The organism is Streptomyces sp. NPDC014734 (assembly GCF_043083325.1).
Taxonomy (GTDB): domain Bacteria; phylum Actinomycetota; class Actinomycetes; order Streptomycetales; family Streptomycetaceae; genus Streptomyces.
Genome location: NZ_JBIBYN010000016.1, coordinates 173,649 through 197,737 on the forward strand (window position 1 = coordinate 173,649; position 24,089 = coordinate 197,737).

21 protein-coding genes are annotated in these 24,089 nt (G+C 71.5%); 11 read left to right on the forward strand and 10 right to left on the reverse strand.

What is annotated here, in order from left to right; genetic code table 11:
* The first annotated feature begins 219 nt into the window (after positions 1-219).
* The 7 genes from ACF1CT_RS24395 (at position 220) to ACF1CT_RS24425 (ending at position 7,711) form a co-directional block, all read left to right on the forward strand.
* Entirely contained in the window at positions 220-801 is a 582-nt protein-coding gene (locus ACF1CT_RS24395) for a hypothetical protein (protein WP_391786081.1), read from the forward strand.
* 83 nt (positions 802-884) lie between these two features.
* Positions 885-1,064, forward strand: coding sequence for a hypothetical protein (locus ACF1CT_RS24400; protein ID WP_391786040.1), 180 nt, complete (start codon positions 885-887; stop codon positions 1,062-1,064).
* Positions 1,065-1,175: 111 nt separating this feature from the next.
* The gene (locus tag ACF1CT_RS24405) at positions 1,176-1,772 is read left to right on the forward strand and encodes a BlaI/MecI/CopY family transcriptional regulator (protein ID WP_391786041.1); all 597 of its coding nucleotides are present in this window, start codon (positions 1,176-1,178) and stop codon (positions 1,770-1,772) included.
* Between the two features lie 9 nt (positions 1,773-1,781).
* Positions 1,782-2,339 (forward strand): amino-acid N-acetyltransferase, encoded by a 558-nt coding sequence (locus ACF1CT_RS24410; RefSeq protein WP_391786042.1) that lies wholly within the window; start codon positions 1,782-1,784, stop codon positions 2,337-2,339.
* 144 nt (positions 2,340-2,483) lie between these two features.
* Complete coding sequence (locus ACF1CT_RS24415) at positions 2,484-2,819, forward strand: Lsr2 family protein (RefSeq protein WP_391786082.1); 336 nt, start codon at positions 2,484-2,486, stop codon at positions 2,817-2,819.
* Positions 2,820-3,798: 979 nt separating this feature from the next.
* Positions 3,799-6,327 carry an ATP-dependent Clp protease ATP-binding subunit gene (locus tag ACF1CT_RS24420; RefSeq protein WP_391786043.1) on the forward strand — a complete coding sequence of 843 codons (2,529 nt, stop codon included), beginning with the start codon at positions 3,799-3,801 and terminating at the stop codon, positions 6,325-6,327.
* A 694-nt stretch (positions 6,328-7,021) separates the two neighbouring features.
* Positions 7,022-7,711 (forward strand): M23 family metallopeptidase, encoded by a 690-nt coding sequence (locus ACF1CT_RS24425; protein ID WP_391786044.1) that lies wholly within the window; start codon positions 7,022-7,024, stop codon positions 7,709-7,711.
* Between the two features lie 161 nt (positions 7,712-7,872).
* Here the strand turns inward: ACF1CT_RS24425 and ACF1CT_RS24430 are convergent, their stop codons facing one another.
* Positions 7,873-8,457 (reverse strand): TetR/AcrR family transcriptional regulator, encoded by a 585-nt coding sequence (locus tag ACF1CT_RS24430; protein ID WP_391786045.1) that lies wholly within the window; start codon positions 8,455-8,457, stop codon positions 7,873-7,875.
* Between the two features lie 127 nt (positions 8,458-8,584).
* Between ACF1CT_RS24430 and ACF1CT_RS24435 the strand changes: the two genes are divergently transcribed.
* Positions 8,585-10,153: an MDR family MFS transporter gene (locus ACF1CT_RS24435; protein WP_391786046.1), complete on the forward strand. Its 1,569-nt coding sequence runs from the start codon at positions 8,585-8,587 to the stop codon at positions 10,151-10,153.
* Between the two features lie 149 nt (positions 10,154-10,302).
* Here ACF1CT_RS24435 and cseC read toward each other — a convergent pair whose 3' ends face one another.
* From cseC to ACF1CT_RS24465, 6 genes are all read right to left on the reverse strand, one after another.
* On the reverse strand, positions 10,303-11,685 hold the full coding sequence (cseC, locus tag ACF1CT_RS24440; protein WP_391786047.1) for a two-component system sensor histidine kinase CseC: 1,383 nt from the start codon (positions 11,683-11,685) through the stop codon (positions 10,303-10,305).
* Positions 11,682-12,383, reverse strand: coding sequence for a two-component system response regulator CseB (gene cseB / locus ACF1CT_RS24445; protein ID WP_391786048.1), 702 nt, complete (start codon positions 12,381-12,383; stop codon positions 11,682-11,684). The genes cseC and cseB overlap by 4 nt, the downstream gene beginning before the upstream one ends.
* 10 nt (positions 12,384-12,393) lie before the next feature.
* Positions 12,394-13,152 (reverse strand): hypothetical protein, encoded by a 759-nt coding sequence (locus ACF1CT_RS24450; RefSeq protein WP_391786049.1) that lies wholly within the window; start codon positions 13,150-13,152, stop codon positions 12,394-12,396.
* Positions 13,140-13,793 carry a SigE family RNA polymerase sigma factor gene (locus tag ACF1CT_RS24455; protein WP_391786050.1) on the reverse strand — a complete coding sequence of 218 codons (654 nt, stop codon included), beginning with the start codon at positions 13,791-13,793 and terminating at the stop codon, positions 13,140-13,142. Before ACF1CT_RS24455 ends, ACF1CT_RS24450 begins: the two co-directional genes overlap by 13 nt.
* Before the next feature lie 227 nt (positions 13,794-14,020).
* Positions 14,021-14,923 (reverse strand): A/G-specific adenine glycosylase, encoded by a 903-nt coding sequence (locus ACF1CT_RS24460; protein ID WP_391786051.1) that lies wholly within the window; start codon positions 14,921-14,923, stop codon positions 14,021-14,023.
* A gap of 290 nt (positions 14,924-15,213) precedes the next feature.
* Positions 15,214-15,888: a phosphatase PAP2 family protein gene (locus tag ACF1CT_RS24465; RefSeq protein WP_391786052.1), complete on the reverse strand. Its 675-nt coding sequence runs from the start codon at positions 15,886-15,888 to the stop codon at positions 15,214-15,216.
* A 154-nt stretch (positions 15,889-16,042) separates the two neighbouring features.
* Between ACF1CT_RS24465 and ACF1CT_RS24470 the strand changes: the two genes are divergently transcribed.
* Positions 16,043-16,867, forward strand: coding sequence for a hypothetical protein (locus ACF1CT_RS24470; protein WP_391786053.1), 825 nt, complete (start codon positions 16,043-16,045; stop codon positions 16,865-16,867).
* 156 nt (positions 16,868-17,023) lie between these two features.
* Here the strand turns inward: ACF1CT_RS24470 and disA are convergent, their stop codons facing one another.
* Complete coding sequence (gene disA, locus ACF1CT_RS24475; protein ID WP_376239628.1) at positions 17,024-18,148, reverse strand: DNA integrity scanning diadenylate cyclase DisA; 1,125 nt, start codon at positions 18,146-18,148, stop codon at positions 17,024-17,026.
* 80 nt (positions 18,149-18,228) lie between these two features.
* Positions 18,229-19,641 carry a DNA repair protein RadA gene (radA, locus tag ACF1CT_RS24480; protein WP_391786054.1) on the reverse strand — a complete coding sequence of 471 codons (1,413 nt, stop codon included), beginning with the start codon at positions 19,639-19,641 and terminating at the stop codon, positions 18,229-18,231.
* A gap of 311 nt (positions 19,642-19,952) precedes the next feature.
* Here radA and ACF1CT_RS24485 point away from each other — a divergent pair, with 311 nt between their 5' ends.
* Positions 19,953-21,821 carry a hypothetical protein gene (locus ACF1CT_RS24485; RefSeq protein WP_391786055.1) on the forward strand — a complete coding sequence of 623 codons (1,869 nt, stop codon included), beginning with the start codon at positions 19,953-19,955 and terminating at the stop codon, positions 21,819-21,821.
* 117 nt (positions 21,822-21,938) lie between these two features.
* Here ACF1CT_RS24485 and ACF1CT_RS24490 read toward each other — a convergent pair whose 3' ends face one another.
* Positions 21,939-22,859: a hypothetical protein gene (locus ACF1CT_RS24490; protein WP_391786056.1), complete on the reverse strand. Its 921-nt coding sequence runs from the start codon at positions 22,857-22,859 to the stop codon at positions 21,939-21,941.
* Between the two features lie 84 nt (positions 22,860-22,943).
* On the opposite strand from ACF1CT_RS24490, the gene ACF1CT_RS24495 reads away from it, so the two are divergent.
* Entirely contained in the window at positions 22,944-23,891 is a 948-nt protein-coding gene (locus ACF1CT_RS24495; protein WP_391786057.1) for a Ppx/GppA family phosphatase, read from the forward strand.
* Positions 23,892-24,089: the final 198 nt, after the last annotated feature.

Sequence of the window (24,089 nt, forward strand, 5' to 3'; positions counted from 1 at the left end):
ACGGGGGGGGGGGGGGGGGGCGGCCCCCGGGGGGGGGGGGGGGGGGGGGGCGGGGGGGGCGGCCCCCCCCCCGGGGGGGGGGGGGCCCCCCCGGCGGGGGGGGGGGGGGGGGGGGGGGGGGGGGCCCCCCCCCCCCCCCCCCACGACCGGTTAAGCCGATTTTGTCCATTTAGCACGTATTGTCGCGCCATGCCCACGCCCTACGGAACACGCGGCGGTATGGCGTTCGGCGCGGACGAGTTGCGTGTGCTCCGGCGCGCCCTCGCCGTCGCCCTTCACCCCGCCCCCCTGCCCCACGAGGACGTCCAGGACTGCCTGCGCCTGGCGGAGGCGGTCGACGAGGCGGCCGGGGAGGCGGGACGGCTGCGCGCCTTCCTCCTCGCCGACCTCGCCCGCTACCGCGATGCCCTCCCCGGCTCCGCCGGCGGGTACCTGGAACTCCTCCAGGACGCGTTGGCGGCCGGATACGACCCCCGCCCCGACGACCTCGCCGCGCTGCGGGCCCTGCGTCACCGGCCGGTGGCGGCGGCGCTCCTGGAGCGCTGCCAGGCGCTCGCGGAACGGTCGGTACGGGCCCGTCTCGCCGGACGCTCCGCACCCGCGACGACGCCCGCCCCCCGCAGCCGCCTGCTGGCCCTGCCCGGCGGCCGGGCCGCCGACGCCGAACCCGAACGGCCCAAGGCACCCCCGGCCCCGCCCCGGCCCGCCGCCCCCTCCGAACGTCCGGCACCCAAGCCCTCCGAGGTGTTCCCGCCGCGTCGGCGCCCGGCCCCGCCGCCCCAGGAGCGGGCCGCCGGGTAGCGGTTCGCGACGCGGAGGGTGCGCGCGGAAAAACGCGGAGGGCGCGCGCGGAAGTCCGTACCGGCCTCGCTACTCTGGACGGCATGGACTATGTATCGGCGCTCGTGCCCCCCGTGGTGATGGCCGTCTTCTTCATCGGCCTCGTCGTGACGATCATCAAGAGCCAGGGCGGTCCCAACAAGGCCAAGGAGGACGCGGCCGTGGACGCGGCGATGGGCCGCGCCGAGTCGGTCCAGCAGGCTCCGCACGGCGGCGGCGCCTGAGCGCCCCGTTCTCCCGCAGTGCGTGAAGGGCGCACGGCTCATGGCGAGCCGTGCGCCCTTTTGTCGCATGAATAGCCGGGCATTTCGGGCAAATAGCACTAAGGTGACGTTGTGCCCCGTCAATTGGGAGAACTGGAAGACGCCGTGATGACACGGGTCTGGCAATGGAACCGCCCGGTCACCGTGCGGGAAGTCCTTGAGGACCTTCAGCGGGAACGCTCCATCGCCTACACCACCGTCATGACGGTAATGGACAATCTCCATCAGAAGGGCTGGGTGCGCAGGGAAGTCGACGGCCGCGCATATCGATATACGGCGGTCTCCACCCGTGCCGCATACTCGGCCGCACTGATGAACGAAGCCTGGTCGCACAGTGACAACCCGGCGGCCGCCCTTGTCGCCTTCTTCGGGATGATGTCGGCCGAACAGCGCGAAGCGCTCCAGGACGCCATGCGGATCATTCTTCCGGACCTCCAGGACGTTTCGGCGGCATCGGACCACGAAGCGCCGGACGGCCGGACCGGGGCCCCGCCGGAGGCCGAGTCCGGGGCCGCGCGGGACGAACCGGCGGGCGAACCGGCGGGCGAACCGGCGGACGTGCCGACCGGGCGTGCGGGTACCGGCCGGGGCGCGGAACAGCCCGGGGAACGGTCCGGCGGGCAGTCCGAAGTTCCGGGCGATGAAGCGCTTCCGGGGGCCGGGCGATAGCGTCGGGGTATGTCCTCAGAGCTTCCGCATACCGATTTCCGTACCGAGCCGTCGGTTATAAACGTGGCCGTCACCGTCCGACGTGCCAGGACCAGTGATGTGGCGTCGGTCCGCAGTCTCCTCGACGGTTACGTACGCGAAGGGATCCTGCTCGACAAAGCGACGGTGACGCTTTACGAGGACATCCAGGAGTTCTGGGTCGCGGAACGCGACGAGGACGCCCGGGTCATCGGATGCGGCGCCCTGCACGTGATGTGGGAAGACCTGGCCGAAGTGCGTACTCTCGCGGTCGATCACAGCATCAGGGGCGCCGGCGTCGGGCATCAAGTCCTGGACAAGTTGTTGCAGACCGCTCGATGGCTGGGCGTACGCCGGGTTTTCTGTCTGACCTTCGAAGTCGACTTCTTCGCGAAGCACGGCTTCGTGGAGATCGGAGAGACACCGGTCGACGGAGATGTCTACAGCGAGCTGCTGCGTTCCTATGACGAGGGCGTGGCGGAGTTCCTCGGTCTCGAACGAGTGAAGCCGAACACCTTGGGCAACAGCCGGATGCTTCTGCACCTGTGACGGCCACAAGAAGGCGTGACTCTATGTCCGAATCGCGCACGTTTCCCGGCTTCTTGCGCACCCGAACCTCTGCCGAGGGTTTGTGTTTTCCGGGGAAAAGCGGTTTCCTTTCCGCGTACTGCATTTTCGATGAAAGGAAATCCGGTGGCACAGAAGGTTCAGGTCCTTCTTGTGGACGACCTCGACGGCGGCGAGGCGGACGAGACGGTCACGTTCGCCCTGGATGGCAAGACGTACGAGATTGACCTCACGACGAGCAACGCGGACAAGCTCCGCGGTCTTCTTGAGCCGTACACCAAGAGTGGTCGGCGTACGGGTGGCCGCGCCGCGGCCGGTCGCGGTCGGGGCCGCGCCGTTGCCGGTGGCAACAAGGACACCGCGGAGATCCGTAAGTGGGCGCGCGAGAACGGTCACAATGTGAATGACCGAGGCCGTGTTCCCGCGGAGATTCGCGAGGCTTACGAGAAGGCCAACGGCTGAGCGGTCGACCCGTCGGTCGACCGTCCTGTCCGGACAAGCGACAACCGGACCCGATGGCATTCCTCCGCCATCGCGTCCATGAGCCGCACGAGATCGGGAGCGTCCTCGCCGTCGCTCCCGGGGCCGAAGGGGTCGGGGGCCCCGACTCTCCCTCGTGCGGCAGCCCGGGGGCCGCAGCCGTTCGGCGGCCCCTGACCGGCCCGCCGCCTTCGCGGGCGGTGCCGGTGCGGTGATCCCGGCCGTCGCTGCCGACGGCGGCCGGCGAGGGGGCGGCTCCGCCCCGTTCCGGTCGGCCGAGCGGTCCGGCGGTCCTCTCGACGCCTCCCGCCGTCGTCGGCGGGCTCGTCGGGTTCCCGGTCGACGCCACCGGCCCGGCGAGGTCGGCCCTCGCGGTGTTGCCCGCTCCACGGCCACGGGCGCTTCGGGGGCGCGATGCCCCGGTCGTCCGCCCGAGTTCGCGCTCGTACCACCGAGCCCGGTGCAGAGCTCCGCGCCGTACCCCTCGCTCCCGCCGCCGGACGTCGGCGGGGAAGCCGGGGCTGCGACGGACATGCCCGAGGCGCGTCCGGAGACGCCCGGGGTCACACAGAGTCCGCCCTCAGATGTGCGATGTGCCAGGAATGCGGTTTTATGGGCGTGTGGGGCGACGCAAAAATGTTCGCCCATAGCGGAGGGAACCGGCATGCGCCGCATGGACTGTCTGTAATTGCGGGTAAGACATGACTGGTGGGGAGAGGCGACACGCAGGTTCGGGCATCTCACGTTCGCCATCGGCGTACAGGCGATAGGGGTATCCGCCTGGCCTGCGGGAACATCGTCTCGCACCATCAGGTTGGAGCAGATGTCGGCGTTCGGGGCAGGAGGCCAAGGACGGTGTCGGCAGTTGGAATGAGCGGTCCCCGCTTGCGGGACTAAGCTGCGGAAGGACAGGGAGGGGACCGACCCCTTACTGCCTGACCGCTCTGAGGAGCGATTAACGATGTTCGAGAGGTTCACCGACCGCGCGCGGCGGGTTGTCGTCCTGGCTCAGGAAGAAGCCCGGATGCTCAACCACAACTACATCGGCACCGAGCACATCCTCCTGGGCCTGATCCACGAGGGTGAGGGTGTCGCCGCTAAGGCCCTGGAGAGCCTCGGGATTTCGCTCGAGGCGGTCCGCCAGCAGGTGGAGGAGATCATCGGCCAGGGCCAGCAGGCCCCGTCCGGGCACATCCCCTTCACGCCCCGAGCCAAGAAGGTCCTGGAGCTGTCGCTCCGCGAGGCCCTTCAGCTCGGCCACAACTACATCGGCACCGAGCACATCCTGCTCGGCCTGATCCGCGAGGGCGAGGGCGTCGCCGCCCAGGTGCTCGTGAAGCTCGGAGCCGACCTCAACCGGGTGCGGCAGCAGGTCATCCAGCTGCTCTCCGGGTACTCCGGCGGCAAGGAGGCGGCCACCGCGGGCGGGCCCGCGGAAGGCACCCCCTCCACGTCCCTGGTGCTCGACCAGTTCGGCAGGAATCTCACCCAGGCGGCCCGCGAATCCAAGCTCGACCCGGTCATCGGGCGCGAGAAGGAGATCGAGCGGGTCATGCAGGTGCTGTCCCGCCGCACCAAGAACAACCCGGTCCTCATCGGCGAGCCCGGCGTCGGCAAGACGGCGGTCGTCGAGGGACTGGCGCAGGCCATCGTCAAGGGCGAGGTGCCCGAGACCCTCAAGGACAAGCACCTCTACACCCTCGACCTCGGCGCGCTCGTCGCCGGCTCCCGCTACCGCGGTGACTTCGAGGAACGCCTGAAGAAGGTCCTCAAGGAGATCCGCACCCGCGGCGACATCATCCTGTTCATCGACGAGCTCCACACCCTGGTGGGTGCGGGCGCCGCCGAGGGCGCGATCGACGCCGCCAGCATCCTCAAGCCGATGCTGGCCCGCGGCGAGCTGCAGACCATCGGCGCCACCACGCTCGACGAGTACCGCAAGCACCTGGAGAAGGACGCCGCGCTGGAGCGCCGCTTCCAGCCCATCCAGGTCGCCGAGCCGTCGCTGCCGCACACGATCGAGATCCTCAAGGGGCTGCGCGACCGCTACGAGGCCCACCACCGCGTCTCCATCACGGACGAGGCACTGGTCCAGGCCGCGACCCTGGCCGACCGCTACATCTCCGACCGCTTCCTGCCGGACAAGGCGATCGACCTGATCGACGAGGCCGGGTCCCGGATGCGCATCCGCCGGATGACCGCGCCGCCGGACCTCCGCGAGTTCGACGAGAAGATCGCGGGCGTCCGCCGCGACAAGGAGTCCGCGATCGACTCGCAGGACTTCGAGAAGGCCGCGTCCCTGCGCGACAAGGAGAAGCAGCTCCTCGCCGCGAAGACCAAGCGCGAGAAGGAGTGGAAGGCCGGCGACATGGACGTCGTGGCCGAGGTCGACGGCGAGCTGATCGCCGAGGTCCTCGCCACCGCGACCGGCATCCCGGTCTTCAAGCTGACGGAGGAGGAGTCCTCCCGGCTGCTGCGCATGGAGGACGAGCTCCACAAGCGCGTCATCGGCCAGAAGGACGCCATCAAGGCCCTCTCGCAGGCGATCCGCCGTACGCGAGCCGGCCTGAAGGACCCGAAGCGCCCCGGTGGTTCGTTCATCTTCGCCGGCCCGTCCGGTGTCGGTAAGACCGAGCTCTCCAAGACGCTCGCCGAATTCCTCTTCGGTGACGAGGACGCGCTGATCGCCCTCGACATGTCGGAGTTCAGCGAGAAGCACACGGTTTCCCGCCTCTTCGGTTCGCCCCCCGGTTACGTGGGCTACGAAGAGGGCGGCCAGCTCACCGAGAAGGTGCGCCGCAAGCCGTTCTCCGTCGTCCTCTTCGACGAGGTCGAGAAGGCCCACCCCGATATCTTCAATTCCCTGCTCCAGATTCTGGAGGACGGTCGTCTGACCGACTCCCAGGGCCGGGTCGTGGACTTCAAGAACACGGTCATCATCATGACGACCAACCTCGGGACCCGGGACATCTCCAAGGGCTTCAACCTGGGCTTCGCCGCCCAGGGCGACGTCAAGACCGGGTACGAGCGGATGAAGAACAAGGTCAACGAAGAGCTCAAGCAGCACTTCCGGCCCGAGTTCCTCAACCGTGTCGACGACACGGTCGTCTTCCACCAGCTCAGCCAGGACGACATCATCCAGATCGTCGACCTCATGCTCGCCAAGGTGGACGAGCGCCTGAAGGACCGCGACATGGGCATCGAGCTGAGCTCGGAGGCCAAGTCGCTCCTGGCGAAGAAGGGCTACGACCCCGTGATGGGCGCCCGGCCGCTGCGCCGGACGATCCAGCGCGAGATCGAGGACATCCTCTCCGAGAAGATCCTCTTCGGCGAGCTGCGCCCCGGTCACATCGTGGTCGTCGGCACGGAGGGCGAGGGCGAGGAGAAGACCTTCACCTTCCGCGGTGAGGAGAAGTCGGCCCTGCCGGACGTCCCGCCGATCGAGCAGGCAGCGGGCGGGGCCGGTCCGAACATGTCGAAGGACGTGTGAGGACGCCCGAGCACGTGCGTGCCTGAGCCGAGCTGATCGAAGGGGGCTGCCCCGGACCGTGTGAAACGGTCCGGGGCAGCCCCCTTTTCCCCTGCCTGCGGCCCCTTTTCCCGCTGCCTGCCGGTCCTTCCCGCGCCCGGCTTCTCGCGTCGGCCTCCGCAAGGCCCGTCCCGTGGATGCCCGGGGTGCGCATCTGCGGGGTGCGCATCTGCGGGGAGCGCCCCCATGCCCTTGATGAAGGACATGGGGGCACCGTCCCCGGGAGCCGATTCGGTTGTCGTGCCGACGCAGCAAGCCGGGGGGCGAAGGTCCCGAAACGGACAGGCTTCCGGCCCGCCGGCGGTGACAAGGCACACAGCCCGTTCCGGGCCTACTACCGGCGATAGGGGGCGCGCGGTGTGCGCGGCGGTGGCCGGTCTCCCCGCGCCGGGAGGGGTGCCCGACACGGAGGTGAAGAAAGGAGGAATGTGCGGGTTCTGTCCGCTTCGCGGCTTTCGAGCTGGGGTTGTGCTTGCCCCGGACGGGCGGGTTCGAGGGGCGGCCGGGGGGAGGCTCGCGGCGCATTCCCGCGACTCGCCGCTACGGCTTTTATTCGTAGATGGGGTGTTTGAGTGGAGATGGGGGTGCGGGTTACCAAGGGATGGCCAGCCCGGCAGAAGCGTCGGGTCCCGTCATCTCCGGAGGATTTCCGCATATGTCGAAGCGCGTTTCGTTCAAGCACTCCCGCCGCCCGTCCCTGTCCCGTGTCCGTGGCGCCGTGGTGGCCGCCGGTCTGGGGACGACGATGGTGCTCGGTGCGGGCGCTGCGTTCGCGACCGGCACGGCGGGCGCCCCCCACGTCGCGAACCTGATCGACGGCGCCGCGGCCGACTCGGTCGCCAAGCAGGCGGCCGTGCAGGGCAAGGCGGCCAAGATCGCCAAGGCCGAGCGCGCCGCGGCCAAGAAGGCGGCGGAGAAGAAGGCGGCGGGCTGGGACAAGCCGGTGAGCCGTTACGAGCTGAGCGCGAGCTTCGGCAACGACGGCAGCCGCTGGGCCCACAAGCACTCCGGCCAGGACTTCGCCGTGCCGGTCGGCACCAAGGTCGAGGCAGCGCACAGCGGCACCGTCGTGAAGGCCGGCCCGAACGGCGGCGGCGACGGTCCCGCGTACGGCAACGCGGTCGTGATCAAGCACGGCAACGGTACGTACTCGCAGTACGCGCACCTCTCGCAGATCGATGTGCACATCGGCCAGACCGTGAAGACCGGCGACAAGATCGCGCTCTCCGGAAACACCGGCAACTCCAGCGGCCCGCACCTGCACTTCGAGATCCGTCACACCGCCGACTACGGCTCCGCGGTCAACCCGGTCTCGTTCCTGCACAAGAAGGGCATCGGGGTCTGACCCGGCCGGAGGTCTGACCCGGCCTGACGGCCCCCGAGGCCGGACGGACGACCTCGACCGGGGACACCCGGTCGAGGGGCGGAAGCCGCACCGTGCGGCGGGACCCGCCCGCGCCCCCAGGGGCCGGGGCGGGTCCCGCCGCACGGGCGTGTCCGCGGCGGCTACTCGGCGGGCTGCGCGTCGTGGGCCCGGGTCACCAGGTCGACGGCGACTTCGAGGACGGCGGCGCGCTTCTCCTCGGGGCTGCCCTCGGCGTCCTTGAGGGCGAAGACGCCCGCGTGCATCGCGAAGAGCGCGGTGAAGGAGCGCACCTGGTCGGCCAGTGGCGCGTCGGGCTCCTTGACCAGGTCGACCAGCGCGACGACGCGGTCCTTGATGGTCATGCCGATGCTCAGGTCGCGCACGGTCGCCTGGTTCTCCTGCATGAAGCGGAAGAGCGGAGCGGCGGAGGTCAGCGCCTCGCCGTAGCGGCGCAGGATCTCCTTCTTCGTCTCCAGCGTGCGCGGCTGCTCCCTGCCCCACTCGATCAACTCCTCGACCGGCCGGTTCAGGTCGTCGAAGATGCCGACCAGGATGTCCTCCTTGGTCTTGAAGTGGTAATACAGTGCGGCCTTGGTGACATCCAGCCGCTCCGCGATCTCGCGCAGCGAGGTCTTCTCGTAGCCCTGTTCGGCGAAGAGCTCCAGGGCGACGTCCTGAATCCGCTGGCGCGTGTTGCCCCGGCGTGGCTGCGGCGTGCTGCCCATGGCTCTCTCCTCGAACTTACTTGACGACCGGCTAGTAGCGGGTCTACTTTGCCCAGTGTAATCAACTAGCCGGGCGGCAAGTAAGCGCCGGGCTCGCACAGCTGAACAGGGGAGTTGGGGGACGGACATGTCCGAGACGGTGAAAACGGTGGGCGCGGGGGCGGAAGCCCCGCCCTCCGAGAATTCCGGAAGCAGGCAGCGCAGCGTCCGGGTGGTGGTGCTCGCCCTGATGATCACGATGCTGCTCGCCATGCTGGACAACCTGATCGTCGGCACGGCCATGCCGACCATCGTCGGCGATCTCGGTGGTCTGGAACACCTGTCCTGGGTGGTCACCGCGTACACCCTGGCCACCGCGGCCTCCACTCCCATCTGGGGCAAGCTCGGCGACATGTACGGGCGCAAGGGCATATTCCTCACGTCCATCGTGATCTTCCTGGTCGGCTCGGTGCTGAGCGGGATGGCCCAGGACATGGGGCAGCTGATCGGCTTCCGTGCGGTGCAGGGACTCGGCGCGGGCGGTCTGATGGTCGGCGTCATGGCGATCATCGGCGACCTGGTGCCGCCCCGTGAGCGAGGCAAGTACCAGGGCATGATGGCCGGTGTCATGGCCATCGCCATGATCGGCGGACCGCTGGTCGGCGGCACCATCACCGACCACCTCGGCTGGCGCTGGAGCTTCTACATCAACCTGCCGCTGGGCGCGGTCGCCCTCGCGATGGTCACCACCGTGCTGCACCTGCCGAAGCGGGAACGCGCCCGGATGAAGGTCGACTACCTCGGCGCCGGGCTGCTGACGGTCGGCATCACCGCGATCGTGCTCGTCACGACCTGGGGCGGCACGGAGTACGCCTGGGGTTCCGCCATGATCATGGAACTCGCCGCGATCGGCGTCGTCTCGCTCATCGGATTCGTCCTCGTCGAGGCACGGGCTGCGGAGCCGATCATCCCGCTGCACGTCTTCCGCAACCGCAACTTCACACTGATGTCCGTCGTAGGCTTCATGGCAGGGTTCGTGATGTTCGGCGCGGTGCTGTTCCTGCCGCTGTACCAGCAGGCCGTACAGGGCGCCTCTGCGACCAACTCGGGACTGCTGCTCCTGCCGATGCTGCTGGCGATGATGGTCGTGTCGCTGATCGCCGGGCGCGTCACCACCAGCACGGGCAAGTACAAGATCTTTCCGATCCTGGGGTCGGCCCTGATGGTGACCGGCCTGTTCCTGCTCTCCCTGATGGACACCGGCACCACCCGCCTCACCTCGGGCGTCTACATGGCGGTGCTCGGCGCGGGCATGGGCTTCCTGATGCAGATCACGATGCTCGTCGCACAGAACAGCGTGGAGATGAAGGACATGGGGGTCGCCTCCTCCGCGACCACCCTCTTCCGCACGCTGGGCAGCTCGTTCGGCGTCGCGATCATGGGTGCGCTGTTCACCGGGCGGGTGCAGGACGAGATGGTGGCCCGCGGCGGTGGGGCGGCCACGGCCGGGTCGGCACAGCTGGACGCGGCGAGCCTGGCGAAGCTGCCGGAGGCGATGCGCGAGGCCTACCAGTTCGCGGTGTCGTCCGGTACGCACCTCGCCTTCCTGGTGGGCGCCTCGGTCGGAGTGATCGCGCTGTTCGCGGCGGTGTTCGTCAAGGAGGTGCCGTTGCGCGGCATGGGATCGGGCACCGGGCAGACACCGGCCGCCCGGTAGGCGCCGGTCGTTCTGCGGGGGTCTTCGGGGACGTGTTCCGGAGGCCCCCTCGCGCGGTCCGGGCGGGTTTTCCCCGGCCGGGCGCTCCCCGGCCGGGTTCTCGGCCGTCCGGGCAGATCGTTCCGACCGGGCCCTTCCCGAGCCGGTTCTCAGCCGCCGGACCGGCGGAGGCCAGGCTCCGCGCCCTCGGCCTCCTCGCCGACCGCCGCCCGCTGGCCGGACACGCGCAGGATGGGGAAGCTCCCGGTGTTCGTCGGCGCGTGCTCGGGCAGCCACAGCACGGCGATCGCCCCGCCGGCGCCCATCTCCGCCCCCTCCGGGGCCGCGTTGCGGAAGGTCAGCCGGGCGCCGAGAACCCGCGCCTGACCGGCCGCGATCGTCAGCCCCAGACCATGTCCGTGCCCGGCCCGGTCACTGCTCCCGGTACGGAACCGGCTCGGCCCCTCGCGCAGCAGCGCCGCCGGGAACCCCGCACCGTGATCGCGGATGCGCACCACCCGGCCCTCGACCGTGACCTCCACCGGCGTGGCACCGTGCTTGGCGGCGTTCCCCAGCAGATTGCCGAGGATGCGTTCCAGCCGACGCGGATCGGTGCTGACCCACGACTCGTGGACGACCTGCACCCGCACGTCCGGGTCCAGCAGCGCGATCCGTCGGCTGACGAACTCGCCCAGCGCGATCTCCTGCAACTCGGCCCGCTCCGAGGCGCTGTCCAGCCGCGCCACCTCCAGCACGTCCTCGACCAGGGTGCGCATCGCCTGCGCCCGGTCCCGTACCAGTTCGGTGGGGCGGCCGGGCGGCAGCAGCTCGGCGGCGGTCAGCAGACCGGTCACCGGGGTCCGCAACTCGTGCGCGATGTCCGCGGTGACCCGGCGCTCGGCCTCGATCCGCTCGTTCAGCGCGTCCGTCAGCGCGTCCACCGCACGGGCCAGTTCGTCGGTCTCGTCCAGGACGACACCGCCCACGGCCTCCCTGACCCGTACGTCGGTGTTGCCCTGGGCGACGGTGCCCGCCGCCGCGGCGGCCTTGCGCAGCCGGCGCGACAGCTGCCCGCCGATCAGCACGCCGAGCGCACAGCTGCCGAGCACCACCGAGACCGAGCCGATGATCAGCGCCCGGTCGAGATCGCCCATGATCTTGGCGCTGCGGCCGGTGAAACGGGTGTGCAGCGAGAGCACGTCGCCGTTGCCGACCGGCACCGCCGCCCATACGTCGGGCACCCCGTTGCGCATCACCTCGACATGGGTGGCCCGGCGATTCTTCCGGGTCTCCTCGCGCAGGCTGCGCGGCATCGACGAGTCGTTGAGCTTGGCACCGAACCGGGGGTCGGTCTTCTGCGTCTTCTTCGCCTCGTACAGCAGTTGCGCGTACGTCAGCCGTGTCAGCTGGATCTCGCGCGCGTTCTCCAGCATCGAGACCCGGGCGGCGTTGTGGACGACGAGGCTGAGAGCCACCGCGGTCAGCGCGCCGACCGCGGCGATCGCGATGCTGATCTTCCAGCGGACGCTCGTCCGCAGCGACGGCCGCCTCATGGCCGGAGCTTGTAACCGAAGCCGCGGACCGTCTCGATCCGGTCCTGCCCGATCTTCGTGCGAAGCCGCTGCACATGGACATCGACGACACGGGTGTCCCCGCCCCAGCCGTAGTCCCAGACCCGCTCCAGGAGCTTGTCGCGGGAGAGCACCGTGCCGGGCGCGGCGGAGAACTCCAGCAGCAGCCGCATCTCGGTCGGGGTCAGTGCCACCTGCTCGCTGCCGCGGCGGACCTCCATGCCCTCGGTGTCGACCTCCAGGTCGCCGAAGACCAGCATCCCGCCGGCCTGGCCCGGTTCCTGTTCGCCGCCCGGCCGGTCGCCCGCCGCGTGACCGAAGCGGCGCAGCACGGCCCGGATCCGGGCGACCAGGACCGCCCCGTCGAAGGGCTTGGTGACGTAGTCGTCGGCACCGGCCTCCAGCCCGAGCACCACGTCGATCGAGTCGGCCCGCGCCGACAGCATGATCACCGGGACCGTCGACTCGTCGCGGATGCGACGGCAGAGGCTCACCCCGTCGAGGCCCGGCACCATCACGTCGAGCAGGGCGATGTCGGGGCGGTCGGCCCGGAACGCGTCGAGGCCCGACAGGCCGTCGGGCATCGCGGTGACCGCGAAACCGTCGCGCTCCAGCGCCAGCTGGGTGGCCTCGCGGATGACGTCGTCGTCCTCGACGAACAGGACATGGGTCTCGGCCATCGGACTGCTCTCAGTTCCCCGCCGGCTCGGCGGACTCCGGAAGTCCGGCTGTTCCGTTGCCGACGGCTCGGTTGAAGTCGTTGTGGACCCGGTCGTGCTCGTCGAACCGGTTGTCCGCCCAGCGGTAGGTGATCACTTCCTCGCCGGAGGGGTACGCGACCGCGTCCTTCTTCCCGTAGACCTGGGCCGTCACCACCAGTTCGCCGCGGTCGATGGTGCCGTACACCGCGGGCTGTTCCATCGCGAACACGTTCTCGTACGCCCCGCCGGACTCCCGGCGGTACACGTATGTACCGACACCCACGGAATCGCCGCAGGTCATCACGTTCACCACGACGTCGGGCGAGGTTCCGCCGGTGAGGGTTCCGTACGAGGTGTCCACCGGGTACTCGGAGCCGGTGCAGGGCTTCAGATCGGTTCTGACCCGCTCGCTGACCTTGGAGTCGTCCTTGATCAGCCTCACGGGGTCGACCCGCGGCGTCGGCTTCGCCGTGGACGTGGGGACGGAACTCGGCGTGATCTCGGCGACCGGCTGGGTTCCGGCCGGGCCCTCGTCCCGAGTACCGGTCCCGCCGCTGGAGCAGCCCGCCGCGAACAGCCCGAAAGCGGCGAGCCCGACCAAGGTCGTGGTACTCGCCGCCCATCCGGTCAGGGACCGGCCACGCCGGACGGCGGCTCCTCGGCCGCCGTCGTCCCCGCCGCCGACGGGGCAGTCCCCGCAGGGATCGCCGCCGTGGCCGCTGTCACCGCTGGCTGTCAGGCCGCGCACCGCTCCCGCCCCCGTTCGTCCACATGCCTGCCCGCCTGCGCCCGGGCCCGGGCGGGCGCCTTCCGCGCACGCACCGCACCCGCGACGGCCGGGGCACGGCCCTGCGTCTCCGGGCGCCGCTCCTCCTGGAGCACTGCCTCCCGGCTCGCCGCCTCACGGTTCTCCAGCTCCTGGCGCAGCCGCGCGAGTGCGCGGTGCAGTGTGCTCTTCACCGTACCGGCCGACATGCCGAGCGCGGCGGCCGTCTCCTCCGTACTCATCTGCTCCCAGTGTCGCAGCACGACCACGCTGCGCTGCTTGGGAGCCAGGACTCCGAGCACGTCCATCAGCAGGGCACGGTCGGCGCGCTGCTCGGAGCCGTCCTCGACGCTCGCGTCGGGAAGCTGCTCGGTGGGGACCTCGTCCAGCTTGCGGGCCCGCCACCACTCGGTACGCGTGTTGATCATGACGCGGCGCAGATAGGCGTCGGCGAGGGACTTGTCGGCGATGCCGTCCCAGCGGCCGTACGTGCGGACCAGGGCGGTCTGCAGCAGGTCCTGCGCGTCCACCGGGTCGGGGACCAGCCGGCGTGCGCTGCGCAGCAGCGCGTCCTGCCGGGTGCGTACGTACTCCTCGAATTCGAGCACCTCGCCCTGCGCCATTCCAACCGCCTCCGTCCCCGTGGAACCCCGTATGACCGCCGCCCATCGATCGGTCGGGCCGGCGTCGATGACGTTACGGAGGCGTTGTCACGAGGTTGTGCGGAGCAGCCATACGCCGACGCACGGCTGTCCATCGGTTGTGTAACAGCGGGGGCGGGGCCGGTCGCGCGGCGGTGCGGGACGGACCGGTGACGGGCGCCGGGCCGGCCGTGGGCGGGTGCGGCGGCTCAGCTCAGCGGCAGCCGGTACAGGCCGCCGGACAGCGGCTCGACAAGCCCGTCCGCGACCAGGCCGTCCAGAGCCCGGGCGCGTTGCACCGGCTCGTCCCACACCGCGTCCAGGGCCGTCTGCGGCACCGGTGTCACCGACTCCCGCAACACGGCGAGCAGCCGCCCGCGCACCTGCCGGTCGGTACCCGCATAGGTCTGACCGCGTCGCGGGGGCCCCTGGTGAGCGGGCTTCCCGGCCAGCCGCCAGGCGCACTGCGAGGCGATCGGGCACCGGGTGCAGTCCTCGTTCTTCGCGGTGCAGACGAGGGCGCCGAGCTCCATCGTCGCGGCGGCCCAGCGGGCGGCCCGCTCGTCCTCCTCGGGGAGCAGCGCACGGGCCAGCTTGCGTTCGGCGGCGGTGGTCGCGTTCGGCGGGTACTGGACGCCGCCCGCGGCCCGCGCGAAGACCCGGCGCACGTTCGTGTCGAGCACGGCATGACGCTGCCCGTACGCGAACGAGGCAACGGCCGCCGCGGTGTACTCGCCGATCCCGGGCAGCGCGAGCAACTGGGCGTGCTCGCTCGGTACGTCGCCGCCGTGCCGTTCCGTTATTGCCTGCGCGGCCCCGTGCAGGCGCAGCGCCCGGCGCGGGTAGCCGAGGCGGCCCCAGGCGCGAACCGCCTCGCCCGGCGGTTCGGCGGCCAGGTCGGCCGGGCGAGGCCAACGGGCCATCCACTGTTCGTAGACCGGGAGGACCCGGTTGACGGGGGTCTGCTGCAGCATGAACTCGCTCACCATCACACCCCAGGCACCCGCTTCGGGGCGGCGCCAGGGCAGATCGCGGGCGTGCTGTTCGAACCACCCGATGACGGGAGTGTGAAGGGGGGAGGGGGACGTCTGTGTCACAGTCATGGCAGTCATCGCACCGACGATCCTGGCACGGAAGTACGGGCGATGGCTCTGCGCACGGTGGTGTCGCCCGTCCTGAGGGCCCTTGGGGTGATAATGCCACCCGTCTTGTCCCCCCGGTGTCCGGCAACCGGCCCAAGGGGCGCCGGACCCGCCGGAGCGGTCGGGTGGACGACGGGCGGTGGGGGCGGGCGACGGGCGGCCGGGGCGGGACGCCCGACCCGGCGCCCCGTTGCGCGGCCGGGCCGGTCCGGCCGGCCGTCGCGTCGGAGACGTCCGGTCCGGCGTGGCGTCCTACCCCGTCAGCGGCGTCCGGTCCGGCGTCGCCGTCCCCGGCCGCCGGTCCGCGGCCCGGCGGCCGGGCCCGTGCCCGTGCCCGGCCCGGAGACCAGAGCGGCCACCGGCGCCGCGCTGCCGCGCACCGTCAGGGCCAGCGCACGCGCCGGACGGCGCAGCGCCAGGACCGCCACGGCCGACACCACCGCGCCCAGTACCAGCCCGACCGCCACGTCGTGCGGATAGTGCACTCCGACGAAGACCCGGGAGAAGGCCATCAACAGCGCCATCGGCACGGTCAGCCAGGCCAGCACGGGCCGGGTGAGCGCCACCGCCACGGCGGCGGCGCCGGCGATCGCTGAGTGGTTGCTGGGGAACGACCAGTCGCCGACGGGCGGGCACGGCACCAGCGACGCCGCCGCCCCGGCGACGGCCCGGCACGGGCGTTCCTCGTTCACCATCGACTTCAGCACCTCGCTGACCACGTAGCCGAATCCCGTGGCGAGGGGGGCGAGCACCGCCAGCGCCAGGGCGGTCTCGTCACCCCGGCGGGCCCGCCACCACCCGGTGAGGAACAGGACGCCGAAGACCAGGAGACCGAACTCCGTCCACCCGGCGGCCAGATGCTGAACCCATGACGGCATGTCATGCGCGAAGTCGGTGACGTCCCGGTAGAGCGGGGCAGTGACTGAACTATCCATGTGACAGAGGGTAGTCAACCGGACGGGGTGCTTCTCCCGGGCTGTCCCGAAGCCGGTACGGAAGAGGGCGGACCGGGATGATGATCCGTAAAACTTCGGGGTCCGACGGCGGGTGGGGAGGGAGTTGGCGCGGATCTCTCGTACAGTTTGCGGCGTGGGATCTTTGCGTAATCCGATCGGGCCGCTTCCCTCCACCATTTACTGGCGACGGAGGGCGGTGGCGGTGGCGCTGGTCGCGCTGCTCGCGGCGCTGATCGTATGGGCCGTCACTTCCCGGGGCGGCAAGGGGACCACGGACGATTCACGGTCCGGCGCGTCCAGTCCCGCGCACGAGATCACCCCGGGCCCCACTCCGTCGGGCCCGGCCATCACCCAACAGCCGGGCGGACGCGACGAGTCGGGCGACTCGGACGCCGGGGGCACCGGCGGTACGAGCACCGGTTCCGGCGGCGGTGCGGGCGACAGCGGGAACGGCGCGGGCGGTGCGGGCGGTGCGGGCACCGGCGGCGCGGGCGGCAGTGGTGCGACGGCCGCCCGGCCGGTTCCCGCGGGATCCTCGCTCCCCGACTGCGCCCCCGGTTCACTGCAGTTGACCCTGAGCACCGAACTCAACTACGCCCTCGGCAAGAAGCCGAAGTTCCGGTTGACCGCCAGGAACACGTCCGCCGCCACCTGCAAGGCCGACTTCGGACCGAGGAGCGCGGTGCTCACCGTCACCGAGGCCGGTGGCGCCGACAGCCAGGTGTGGTCCTCCAAGGACTGCCCGCGCAACCCGGAAGGCCTGCTGCTGGAGTTCCCGGCGGGCGCGACCGTCGTCCACACCGTGGAATGGGACCTGAAGAAGAGCGCCGCGCACTGCGCGACGTCGCCCACGGGCACCGCGGGGCCGGGGACGTACCTGGTCGAGGCGAACGTGGCGGGCCAGCCGGTGCGCAAGGGAACCCCGCCGCGCGCCTCGTTCGTCCTCGCGAAGGACTGACACGGCGGTACGACCGACGCCGGACGCGCCACCACCGAGGCCGACAGATCTCGTGGCCCGGGAGGTCCTGCGGTCCGGACGGTCTCGTGGTGCGGGAGGTTCCGCGCTCCGGACGGTCTCGTTGCCCGGTGGTCCCGTGACCCGGGTGCTTCAGATTCAGACGTACCGTTCGAGGATCGACGACTCCGCCAGCCGTGAGAGCCCCTCGCGCACGCTGCGCGCCCGCGCCTCGCCCACCCCGTCGACCGTCTGGAGGTCGTCCACGCTGGCGGCGAGGAGCTTCTGCAGGCCGCCGAAGTGCTCCACCAGCCGGTCGATGATCGCGCCGGGGAGCCGCGGCACCTTCGCCAGCAGCCGGAAACCGCGCGGCGAGACCGCCGAGTCGAGCGTCTCCGGGGAGCCGCTGTACCCCAGCGCCCTGGCCACCACCGGGAGTTCGAGCAGCTCGGTGTGGGAGAGCGCGTCGAGCTCGGTCAGCGCCTCGGCGACGGTGCGGGAACGCTTGGCGGTCGGCTCCGGCACGTAGTCCCGCACGACGAGTTCACGCTCCGGCTCGACCCCCGCGATCAACTCGTCGAGCTGGAGAGAGAGAAGCCGGCCGTCGGTGCCCAGCTCCACCACGTACTCCGCGATCTCGGTCGCGATCCGGCGGACCATCTCCAGGCGCTGCGCGACGGCCGTCACGTCCCGGACCGTCACCAGGTCCTCGATCTCCAGCGCGGACAGTGTGCCCGCAACCTCGTCGAGGCGGAGCTTGTACCGCTCCAGGGTGGCCAGTGCCTGATTGGCCCGGGAGAGGATCGCCGCAGACTCCTCCAGGACCCGGCGCTCGCCGTTCACGTAGAGCGCGATCAGTCGCATCGACTGCGAGACCGAGACGACCGGGAAGTTGCACTGCTTGGAGACCCGGTCCGCCGTGCGGTGACGGGTCCCGGTCTCCTCCGTGGGAATGGAGGCGTCCGGGACCAGCTGCACACCGGCGCGCAGGATCTTGGTCATGTCCTTGTCGAGGATCAGCGCACCGTCGAGCTTGGCCAGCTCGCGCAGGCGCGTCGCGGTGAACTCCACGTCCAGCACGAACCCGCCGGTGCACATGGACTCGACGGTCTTGTCCATGCCGAGCACGATCAACCCGCCGGTGTTGCCGCGGAGGATGCGCTCCAGGCCGTCGCGCAGGGCCATTCCGGGCGCGACGGAGGACAACGAGGTGCGCATCAGCGCCTCGTTGCCGGTGCTTTGGCCGGACTTTCCGGGCGATGCTGCCCGGTCGCTGGCTGCCACTGCACTCCTCCGGTCGCGGGTTGGCGGTGCCCTTACGTCCCTCATACCGTTCGTACGGGCGGGCGAGACCAGGGCAAAGTCTACCGGCGTGCGCCCTCTTCCTGGGGGGCCTGTGCGCGAGACCGGCGCGGCAGCACTCTGAGCGCTTCACCCATGTCGGCGACTTCTGTGACCTTCATACCGGCAGGAACCTTCCCGGGGTCGGGTGGAACCAGGGCGTGCGTGAAGCCCAGACGGTGCGCCTCGGAGAGTCTGCGCTGGACCCCGGTGACCCGTCTGACCTCGCCCGCGAGGCCCACCTCGCCGATCGCGACAAGGTTCTTGGGGAGGGGGGTGTCGCTCGCCGCGCTGGCCAGCGCCAGCGCGACCGCGAGGTCCGCCGCGGGCTCGGAGAGCTTCACGCCGCCGACCGTCGCGCTGTAGATGTCGCGCTTGCCCAGCGCGCTGATCCGGCCGCGCTGCTCCAGCACGGCCAGCATCATCGACACCCGGGACGTCTCCAGGCCGGAGGTGGTGCGCCGGGGCGAGGGGATCTGGGAGTCGACCGTCAGCGCCTGCACCTCGGCGACGAGCGGGCGCTTGCCCTCCAGGGTGACGGTCAGGCAGGTGCCCGGAACGGGTTCGTCGCGACGGGTCAGGAACAGCCCGGACGGGTCGGCGAGGCCGGTGATGCCTTCGTCGTGCAGCTCGAAGCAGCCGACCTCGTCGGTCGCGCCGTACCTGTTCTTGACCCCTCGCACGAGCCTCAGACGGGCGTGGCGGTCGCCCTCGAAGGACAGCACCACATCGACGAGGTGTTCGAGCAGCCGCGGGCCCGCGATCGCGCCGTCCTTGGTGACGTGGCCGACCAGGAGCGTCGCCATGCCGCGCTCCTTGGAGGCCCGGATGAGCGCGCCGGCGACCTCCCTGACCTGGGCCATGCCGCCCGGGGCGCCGTCGATCTCGGGGGAGGCGACGGTCTGCACGGAGTCGAGGACCAGCAGCGACGGCTTGACCGCGTCCAGATGCCCGAGGACCGCGGACAGGTCGGTCTCGGCGGCGAGGTACAGATGGTCGTTGAGCGCGCGGATGCGGTCGGCGCGCAGGCGTACCTGACTCGCGGACTCCTCGGCGGTGACGTAGAGCGTGCGGTGGTCGTCGCTCGCCGCCTTGGCGGCCACGTCCAGCAGCAGCGTCGACTTCCCGACGCCCGGCTCGCCCGCGAGCAGCACCACGGCCCCGGGCACGAGGCCCCCGCCGAGCACCCGGTCGAGCTCGCCGACGCCGGTCGAGCGGGCGGTGGCCTGTCGGCTGTCGACCTGGCCGATGGGGAGCGCGGCGGTGCTGACCCGGCCGGCCGCGGTGGTTCGTACGGCGGGGGCGCCGCCGAACTCCTCGACCGTCCCCCAGGCGTGGCATTCGGGGCAGCGGCCGAGCCATTTGGCGGTGGTCCAGCCGCATTCGGTGCAGCGGTAGGACGGCCGGTCCTTCGCGGTTTTCGTACGGGCAGCCATGGCGCAACCGTATAGGTGGGGTCCGACAGCGCCGCCGGGCACGGTCGGACCCCACCGCCCTTCCCGCCTTTCCCGCCTTCCGGCTGTTCCCCTCGTTCCCCGTGTTCCCGTCGGTCCCGCTGTTCCCGGCCGATCGGTGGAGTGGCCGCGGGGTGGCCGCGAAACGACGAAGTGGCGGATTAGCGGAGTAACAGATTCCAACGTGCTGAATCAGGGATTCCTGTCCCCTTTTGAGCGATACGTTCACCCGTAAGGGTTAAATGAGCTGAAGCGGCGCCAAAGGTGTGCTCTGTGCTGCCTACGGTCACCGGATGACGAGCAGCAGGCTGGAGCCCCCCACGCACACCACCGGCGCACACCGGACGAGGCGTCGTGCGCCCCACTCCTCGACGCAGCCTGTGCCGCAGCGACCTCCCGTACGGTACGAGCCTCATCTCGACGGCCTGTTCACCTACTGCCTCTCCGTGCTCTGCGACCACGACGCGGCCACCGAGGCGCTCGGTGGCGTGCTGGCGATCGCGGAGCGGCAGGACGGGCGATGTCCGGCCGGGGAGGAGGAACGTAAATCCTGGCTGTACGCGCTGGCCAGGTGGATGTGTCTGCGCAGGCTCGCCGAGCGGAAACAGGCGTACCGGGCGCACCGCCACGGGGCGGGCAAGCCGTCCGTGCGGCAGTCGGTCGTCCAGGGCGCGCGTGCCGCACGCCGCACGCCCCCGGTCGTCACGCCGCCGCCCGCCCCCTTCGCGCCGGGTGGTGCCTCTTCGGGCCGGGCGTACGCCCCGGCGTCCGGCCCCGCCCCCACGACCGAGGCCGTGTACGACCCCGATGCCGATTCCGATTCCATGTCCGAGGCGCACCGTCGCGAACTCGCCCAGCTGGCCTGGCCGGAGGCCGCGGGCACCACCCCCGAACAGCGCGAGGCCCTCGAACTCGCCGTGCGCCACCGTCTCGCCCCACGTGCGATCGCCTCCGTCCTGGGCCTCGAACCGGCGACCGCCCGCGAACTCCTTGCCGCCGCCGCCTGCGAAGTGGAACGCACCCGCGCCGCTCTCGCCGTCGTCGAGTCCGGCAACTGCCCCACCGTGGCCCGGCTCACCGGCGGCCACCGCGTCCTGCTCTCGGCGACCCTGCGCCGGGAACTCGTCCGGCACGTCGACGACTGCCCGCGCTGCCGTCGGGCCGCCGAGCGGGTCGGTGCCCGGGGCCCCTGGCCGGGCCTCGCCGTCACCCCGGGCGCGGCCCTGCCGGTCGTACCGGCGCCGCGGCCCTCCTCGTACGTCGCGATGGCCCACGCCCGGCGCAACCGGTCCGGTGGGCCGCGCTTCGACCGGGCGGGGTTCCCCATGCACCCGAAGGACCACGCCGCCCGCCGGGACCGGTTCCGGGCCAGGGTGGTGACCACGACGGTGGTGGCCACGGTCGTCGCGGCCCCGGTCATCGCGCTGTGGACCGCCTACCGCGGCGCGCCGCAGGCCGGCGGCGGGCACGAGGGCTCCTCGGTCGCGGCGACCGGGACGGACCTCCGCCGTCTCGACGACCCGCGCGGCCATTACGAGAACGCGGGCAACGCCCGGCCGCGGACCGGCCACCGTCCGGGGGCGGGCCGCGCACCCGAGGTCTCGGCCGAGGTGATCAGCCCGGGGCCGGTGCCGGTCGGCGCCGACGGGCTCACCGTCCAGGCCCGCTCGTACGACTTCACGACACTGCTGCGGCTGACCGCCTCGGGCGGTGCCCCGGTCACCTGGTCGGCCCGAGCGGATGTGTCGTGGCTGCGGCTCAGCCGGTCCTCGGGCACCCTCGCCGCGGGCGAGAGCGTCACCATCCGGGTCCGGGTGATCCATCCGCGCGAGCCCGACCACCGCTGGAGCGCGCGCATCACCCTCGCCCCCTCGGGGGCCGTCGTGGCCGTCCGGGGGAGCGGGAGGACGGTGGCCCGTCCGGGGCACGCGGGCGGGCCCGTCCACACCGGCCCGTCCGGGCGCCCGCACCGGCCCCCGTCCTCCCCGGGACCCGTGCGGCCGGCCGATCCGCCCCCCGCGCGGGCCGACCCCGCGCCGTCGCCGACGAGCCCGGCGCCCGCCGACCCCGCGCCGTCCCCGGACCCCGCCACCCCGCCGCCCGCCACCGGCTCGGCCGCCCCCGCACCCGGGCACGCGGACCGGCATTTCCGGGCGCACTGACCGACGTTCCCAGGTGCACGGGCCGGCATTTCCGGGCACGCCGACCGACGTTCCCGGGTACACGGATCTGCGTTCCCGGCCGCGCCACCCGCGCGGCGGCGGGGGCCGGGGCGGGGGTCAGGCCCGATCGACCGGGTCCGCCGGGTGCGGCGCCATCGGCAGCAGCGAGGACAGCCGTTCCTCGCACAGCTCGACCAGCCGGGCGTACCCCTCCTTGCCCATCAGCTCGATCAGCTCGGGGCGGTAGGACACGTAGACCGGCTCCCCGGCTCCGTGCGCCGATGTCGCCGAGGTGCACCACCAGTGGAGATCGTGGCCGCCCGGACCCCAGCCCCGGCGGTCGTACTCGCCGATCGACACCTGGAGCACGCGGGTGTCGTCGGGCCGGTCGATCCACTCGTAGGTACGCCGGACCGGCAGCTGCCAGCAGACGTCCGGCTTGGTCTCCAGCGGCTCCCGGCCCTCCCGCAGCGCCAGGATGTGCAGCGAGCAGCCCGCGCCTGCCGCGAAACCGGGACGGTTCTGGAAGATGCACGAACCCTTCCAGCGCCGCGTCTGGCGCTCCCCGTCCTCGTCGACCTCGACCCAGCCCGTCTCCGCACCGACGTCGTGGAACTGCCACAGTTCCGGCGTCAGCCGCGCGACGTGGCCCGCCACCCGCTCCTCGTCGTCCTCGTCCGAGAAGTGCGCGCCCAGCGTGCAGCAGCCGTCGTCCGCGCGGCCCGCCTGGATGCCCTGGCAGCCGCTGCCGAAGATGCAGGTCCACCTGGACGTCAGCCACGTCAGGTCGCAGCGGAAGACCTGCTCGTCGTCGGCGGGGTCGGGGAACTCGACCCAGGCGCGTGCGAAGTCGATGCCCGTCTCGTCCTCCGCCCGGAGCGGCCCGTTCGCTTCCTGCTGGTGCATCCGCTTCGTTCCCCGCTGCTCCGTCGCCGACCGCTTCGCGTCCTGCTCGGCATCCTTGTGCTTCGCGTTCCGCTGCTCCGTGTTCGACTTCTTCGTGGTTTTGCCCGGCTTCGCCTTTTTCGTCTTTGGCACGGCGCCAAGGGTAACGAGCTGGGGAGTCCGTTCCTTCCCCTGCTCCCCAGCTCGTAGGTCCGCGCTCCCGGTAGCGTTCCGGGTATGAGACTCGGAGTCCTCGACGTCGGTTCGAACACGGTGCACCTGCTGGTGGTGGACGCCCACCCCGGTGCCCGTCCGCTGCCCGCGCACTCGCACAAGGCGGAACTGCGCCTTGCCGAACTGCTCGACGAGGACGGTGCGATCGGTCCCGACGGGGTGGACCGACTGGTGGCCACGATCGCCGATGCGCTCCAGGCGGCCGAGGACAAGGGGTGCGAGGACGTCCTGCCGTTCGCCACGTCCGCCGTGCGCGAGGCGACCAACGCCGACCAGGTGCTGGCCCGGGTGCGGGACGAGACCGGCGTCGACCTCACCGTGCTCAGCGGCGTGGAGGAGGCGCGGCTCACCTTCCTCGCCGCGCGCCGCTGGTTCGGCTGGTCGGCCGGACGACTGCTGGTCCTGGACATCGGCGGCGGCTCGCTGGAGATCGCGTACGGCATCGACGAGGAACCGGACGCGGCCGTGTCGCTGCCGCTCGGGGCGGGCCGGCTCACCGCCGGGTGGCTCCCGGGTGATCCGCCGGACCCGGCGGACGTGAAGGCGCTGCGCCGACATGTACGCGCGCAGATCGCCCGGAGCGTGGGGGAGTTCACCCGCCTCGGGCGCCCGGATCATGTCGTGGCCACGTCCAAGACCTTCAAGCAGCTCGCCAGGATCGCGGGCGCCGCGCGTTCCACCGAGGGCCTCTGCGTCCAGCGCGGCCTCACCCGCAAGGCGCTGGAGGAGCGGCTGCCGGAACTGGCGGCGATGTCCGTCGCGCGGCGCGGCGGCCTGCCCGGTGTCTCCGAGGGCCGGGCCGCCCAACTGCTCGCCGGGGCCCTGGTCGCGGAGGGGGCCATGGACCTGTTCGGCGTCGAGGAACTGGAGATCTGCCCCTGGGCGCTGCGCGAGGGCGTCATCCTGCGCCGCCTGGACCACCTGCCGACGGAACGGACCATACCGAGCTGACTCCGGTCCGGCCCGACCGTCGTCCGCGTCGGCCCGTGCCCGGCCCCGACTGCCGTCCATGTCGAACACTGCCCGGCCCCGACCGTCACCCGCGTCGGCCACTGCCCGCCCGACCGTCGCCCGCGCGGACGGCGGCACGAGGCCTCTCGCGCACACCTTTCGCGAACACCCCTCCTCGTGGCTCCACGTGTCTCGTCG

What these genes read in the sequence shown, in the direction of transcription:
- ACF1CT_RS24395 (WP_391786081.1), top strand. Translation starts at nt 220, where the DNA reads ATGGCGTTCGGCGCGGACGAGTTGCGTGTGCTCCGGCGCGCCCTCGCC.
- ACF1CT_RS24400 (WP_391786040.1), top strand. Translation starts at nt 885, where the DNA reads ATGGACTATGTATCGGCGCTCGTGCCCCCCGTGGTGATGGCCGTCTTC.
- ACF1CT_RS24410 (WP_391786042.1), top strand. Translation starts at nt 1,782, where the DNA reads ATGTCCTCAGAGCTTCCGCATACCGATTTCCGTACCGAGCCGTCGGTT.
- ACF1CT_RS24420 (WP_391786043.1), top strand. Translation starts at nt 3,799, where the DNA reads ATGTTCGAGAGGTTCACCGACCGCGCGCGGCGGGTTGTCGTCCTGGCT.
- ACF1CT_RS24425 (WP_391786044.1), top strand. Translation starts at nt 7,022, where the DNA reads ATGTCGAAGCGCGTTTCGTTCAAGCACTCCCGCCGCCCGTCCCTGTCC.
- ACF1CT_RS24430 (WP_391786045.1), bottom strand. Translation starts at nt 8,457, where the DNA reads ATGGGCAGCACGCCGCAGCCACGCCGGGGCAACACGCGCCAGCGGATT.
- ACF1CT_RS24435 (WP_391786046.1), top strand. Translation starts at nt 8,585, where the DNA reads ATGTCCGAGACGGTGAAAACGGTGGGCGCGGGGGCGGAAGCCCCGCCC.
- cseC (WP_391786047.1), bottom strand. Translation starts at nt 11,685, where the DNA reads ATGAGGCGGCCGTCGCTGCGGACGAGCGTCCGCTGGAAGATCAGCATC.
- cseB (WP_391786048.1), bottom strand. Translation starts at nt 12,383, where the DNA reads ATGGCCGAGACCCATGTCCTGTTCGTCGAGGACGACGACGTCATCCGC.
- ACF1CT_RS24455 (WP_391786050.1), bottom strand. Translation starts at nt 13,793, where the DNA reads ATGGCGCAGGGCGAGGTGCTCGAATTCGAGGAGTACGTACGCACCCGG.
- ACF1CT_RS24460 (WP_391786051.1), bottom strand. Translation starts at nt 14,923, where the DNA reads ATGACTGCCATGACTGTGACACAGACGTCCCCCTCCCCCCTTCACACT.
- ACF1CT_RS24465 (WP_391786052.1), bottom strand. Translation starts at nt 15,888, where the DNA reads ATGGATAGTTCAGTCACTGCCCCGCTCTACCGGGACGTCACCGACTTC.
- radA (WP_391786054.1), bottom strand. Translation starts at nt 19,641, where the DNA reads ATGGCTGCCCGTACGAAAACCGCGAAGGACCGGCCGTCCTACCGCTGC.
- ACF1CT_RS24485 (WP_391786055.1), top strand. Translation starts at nt 19,953, where the DNA reads ATGACGAGCAGCAGGCTGGAGCCCCCCACGCACACCACCGGCGCACAC.
- ACF1CT_RS24495 (WP_391786057.1), top strand. Translation starts at nt 22,944, where the DNA reads ATGAGACTCGGAGTCCTCGACGTCGGTTCGAACACGGTGCACCTGCTG.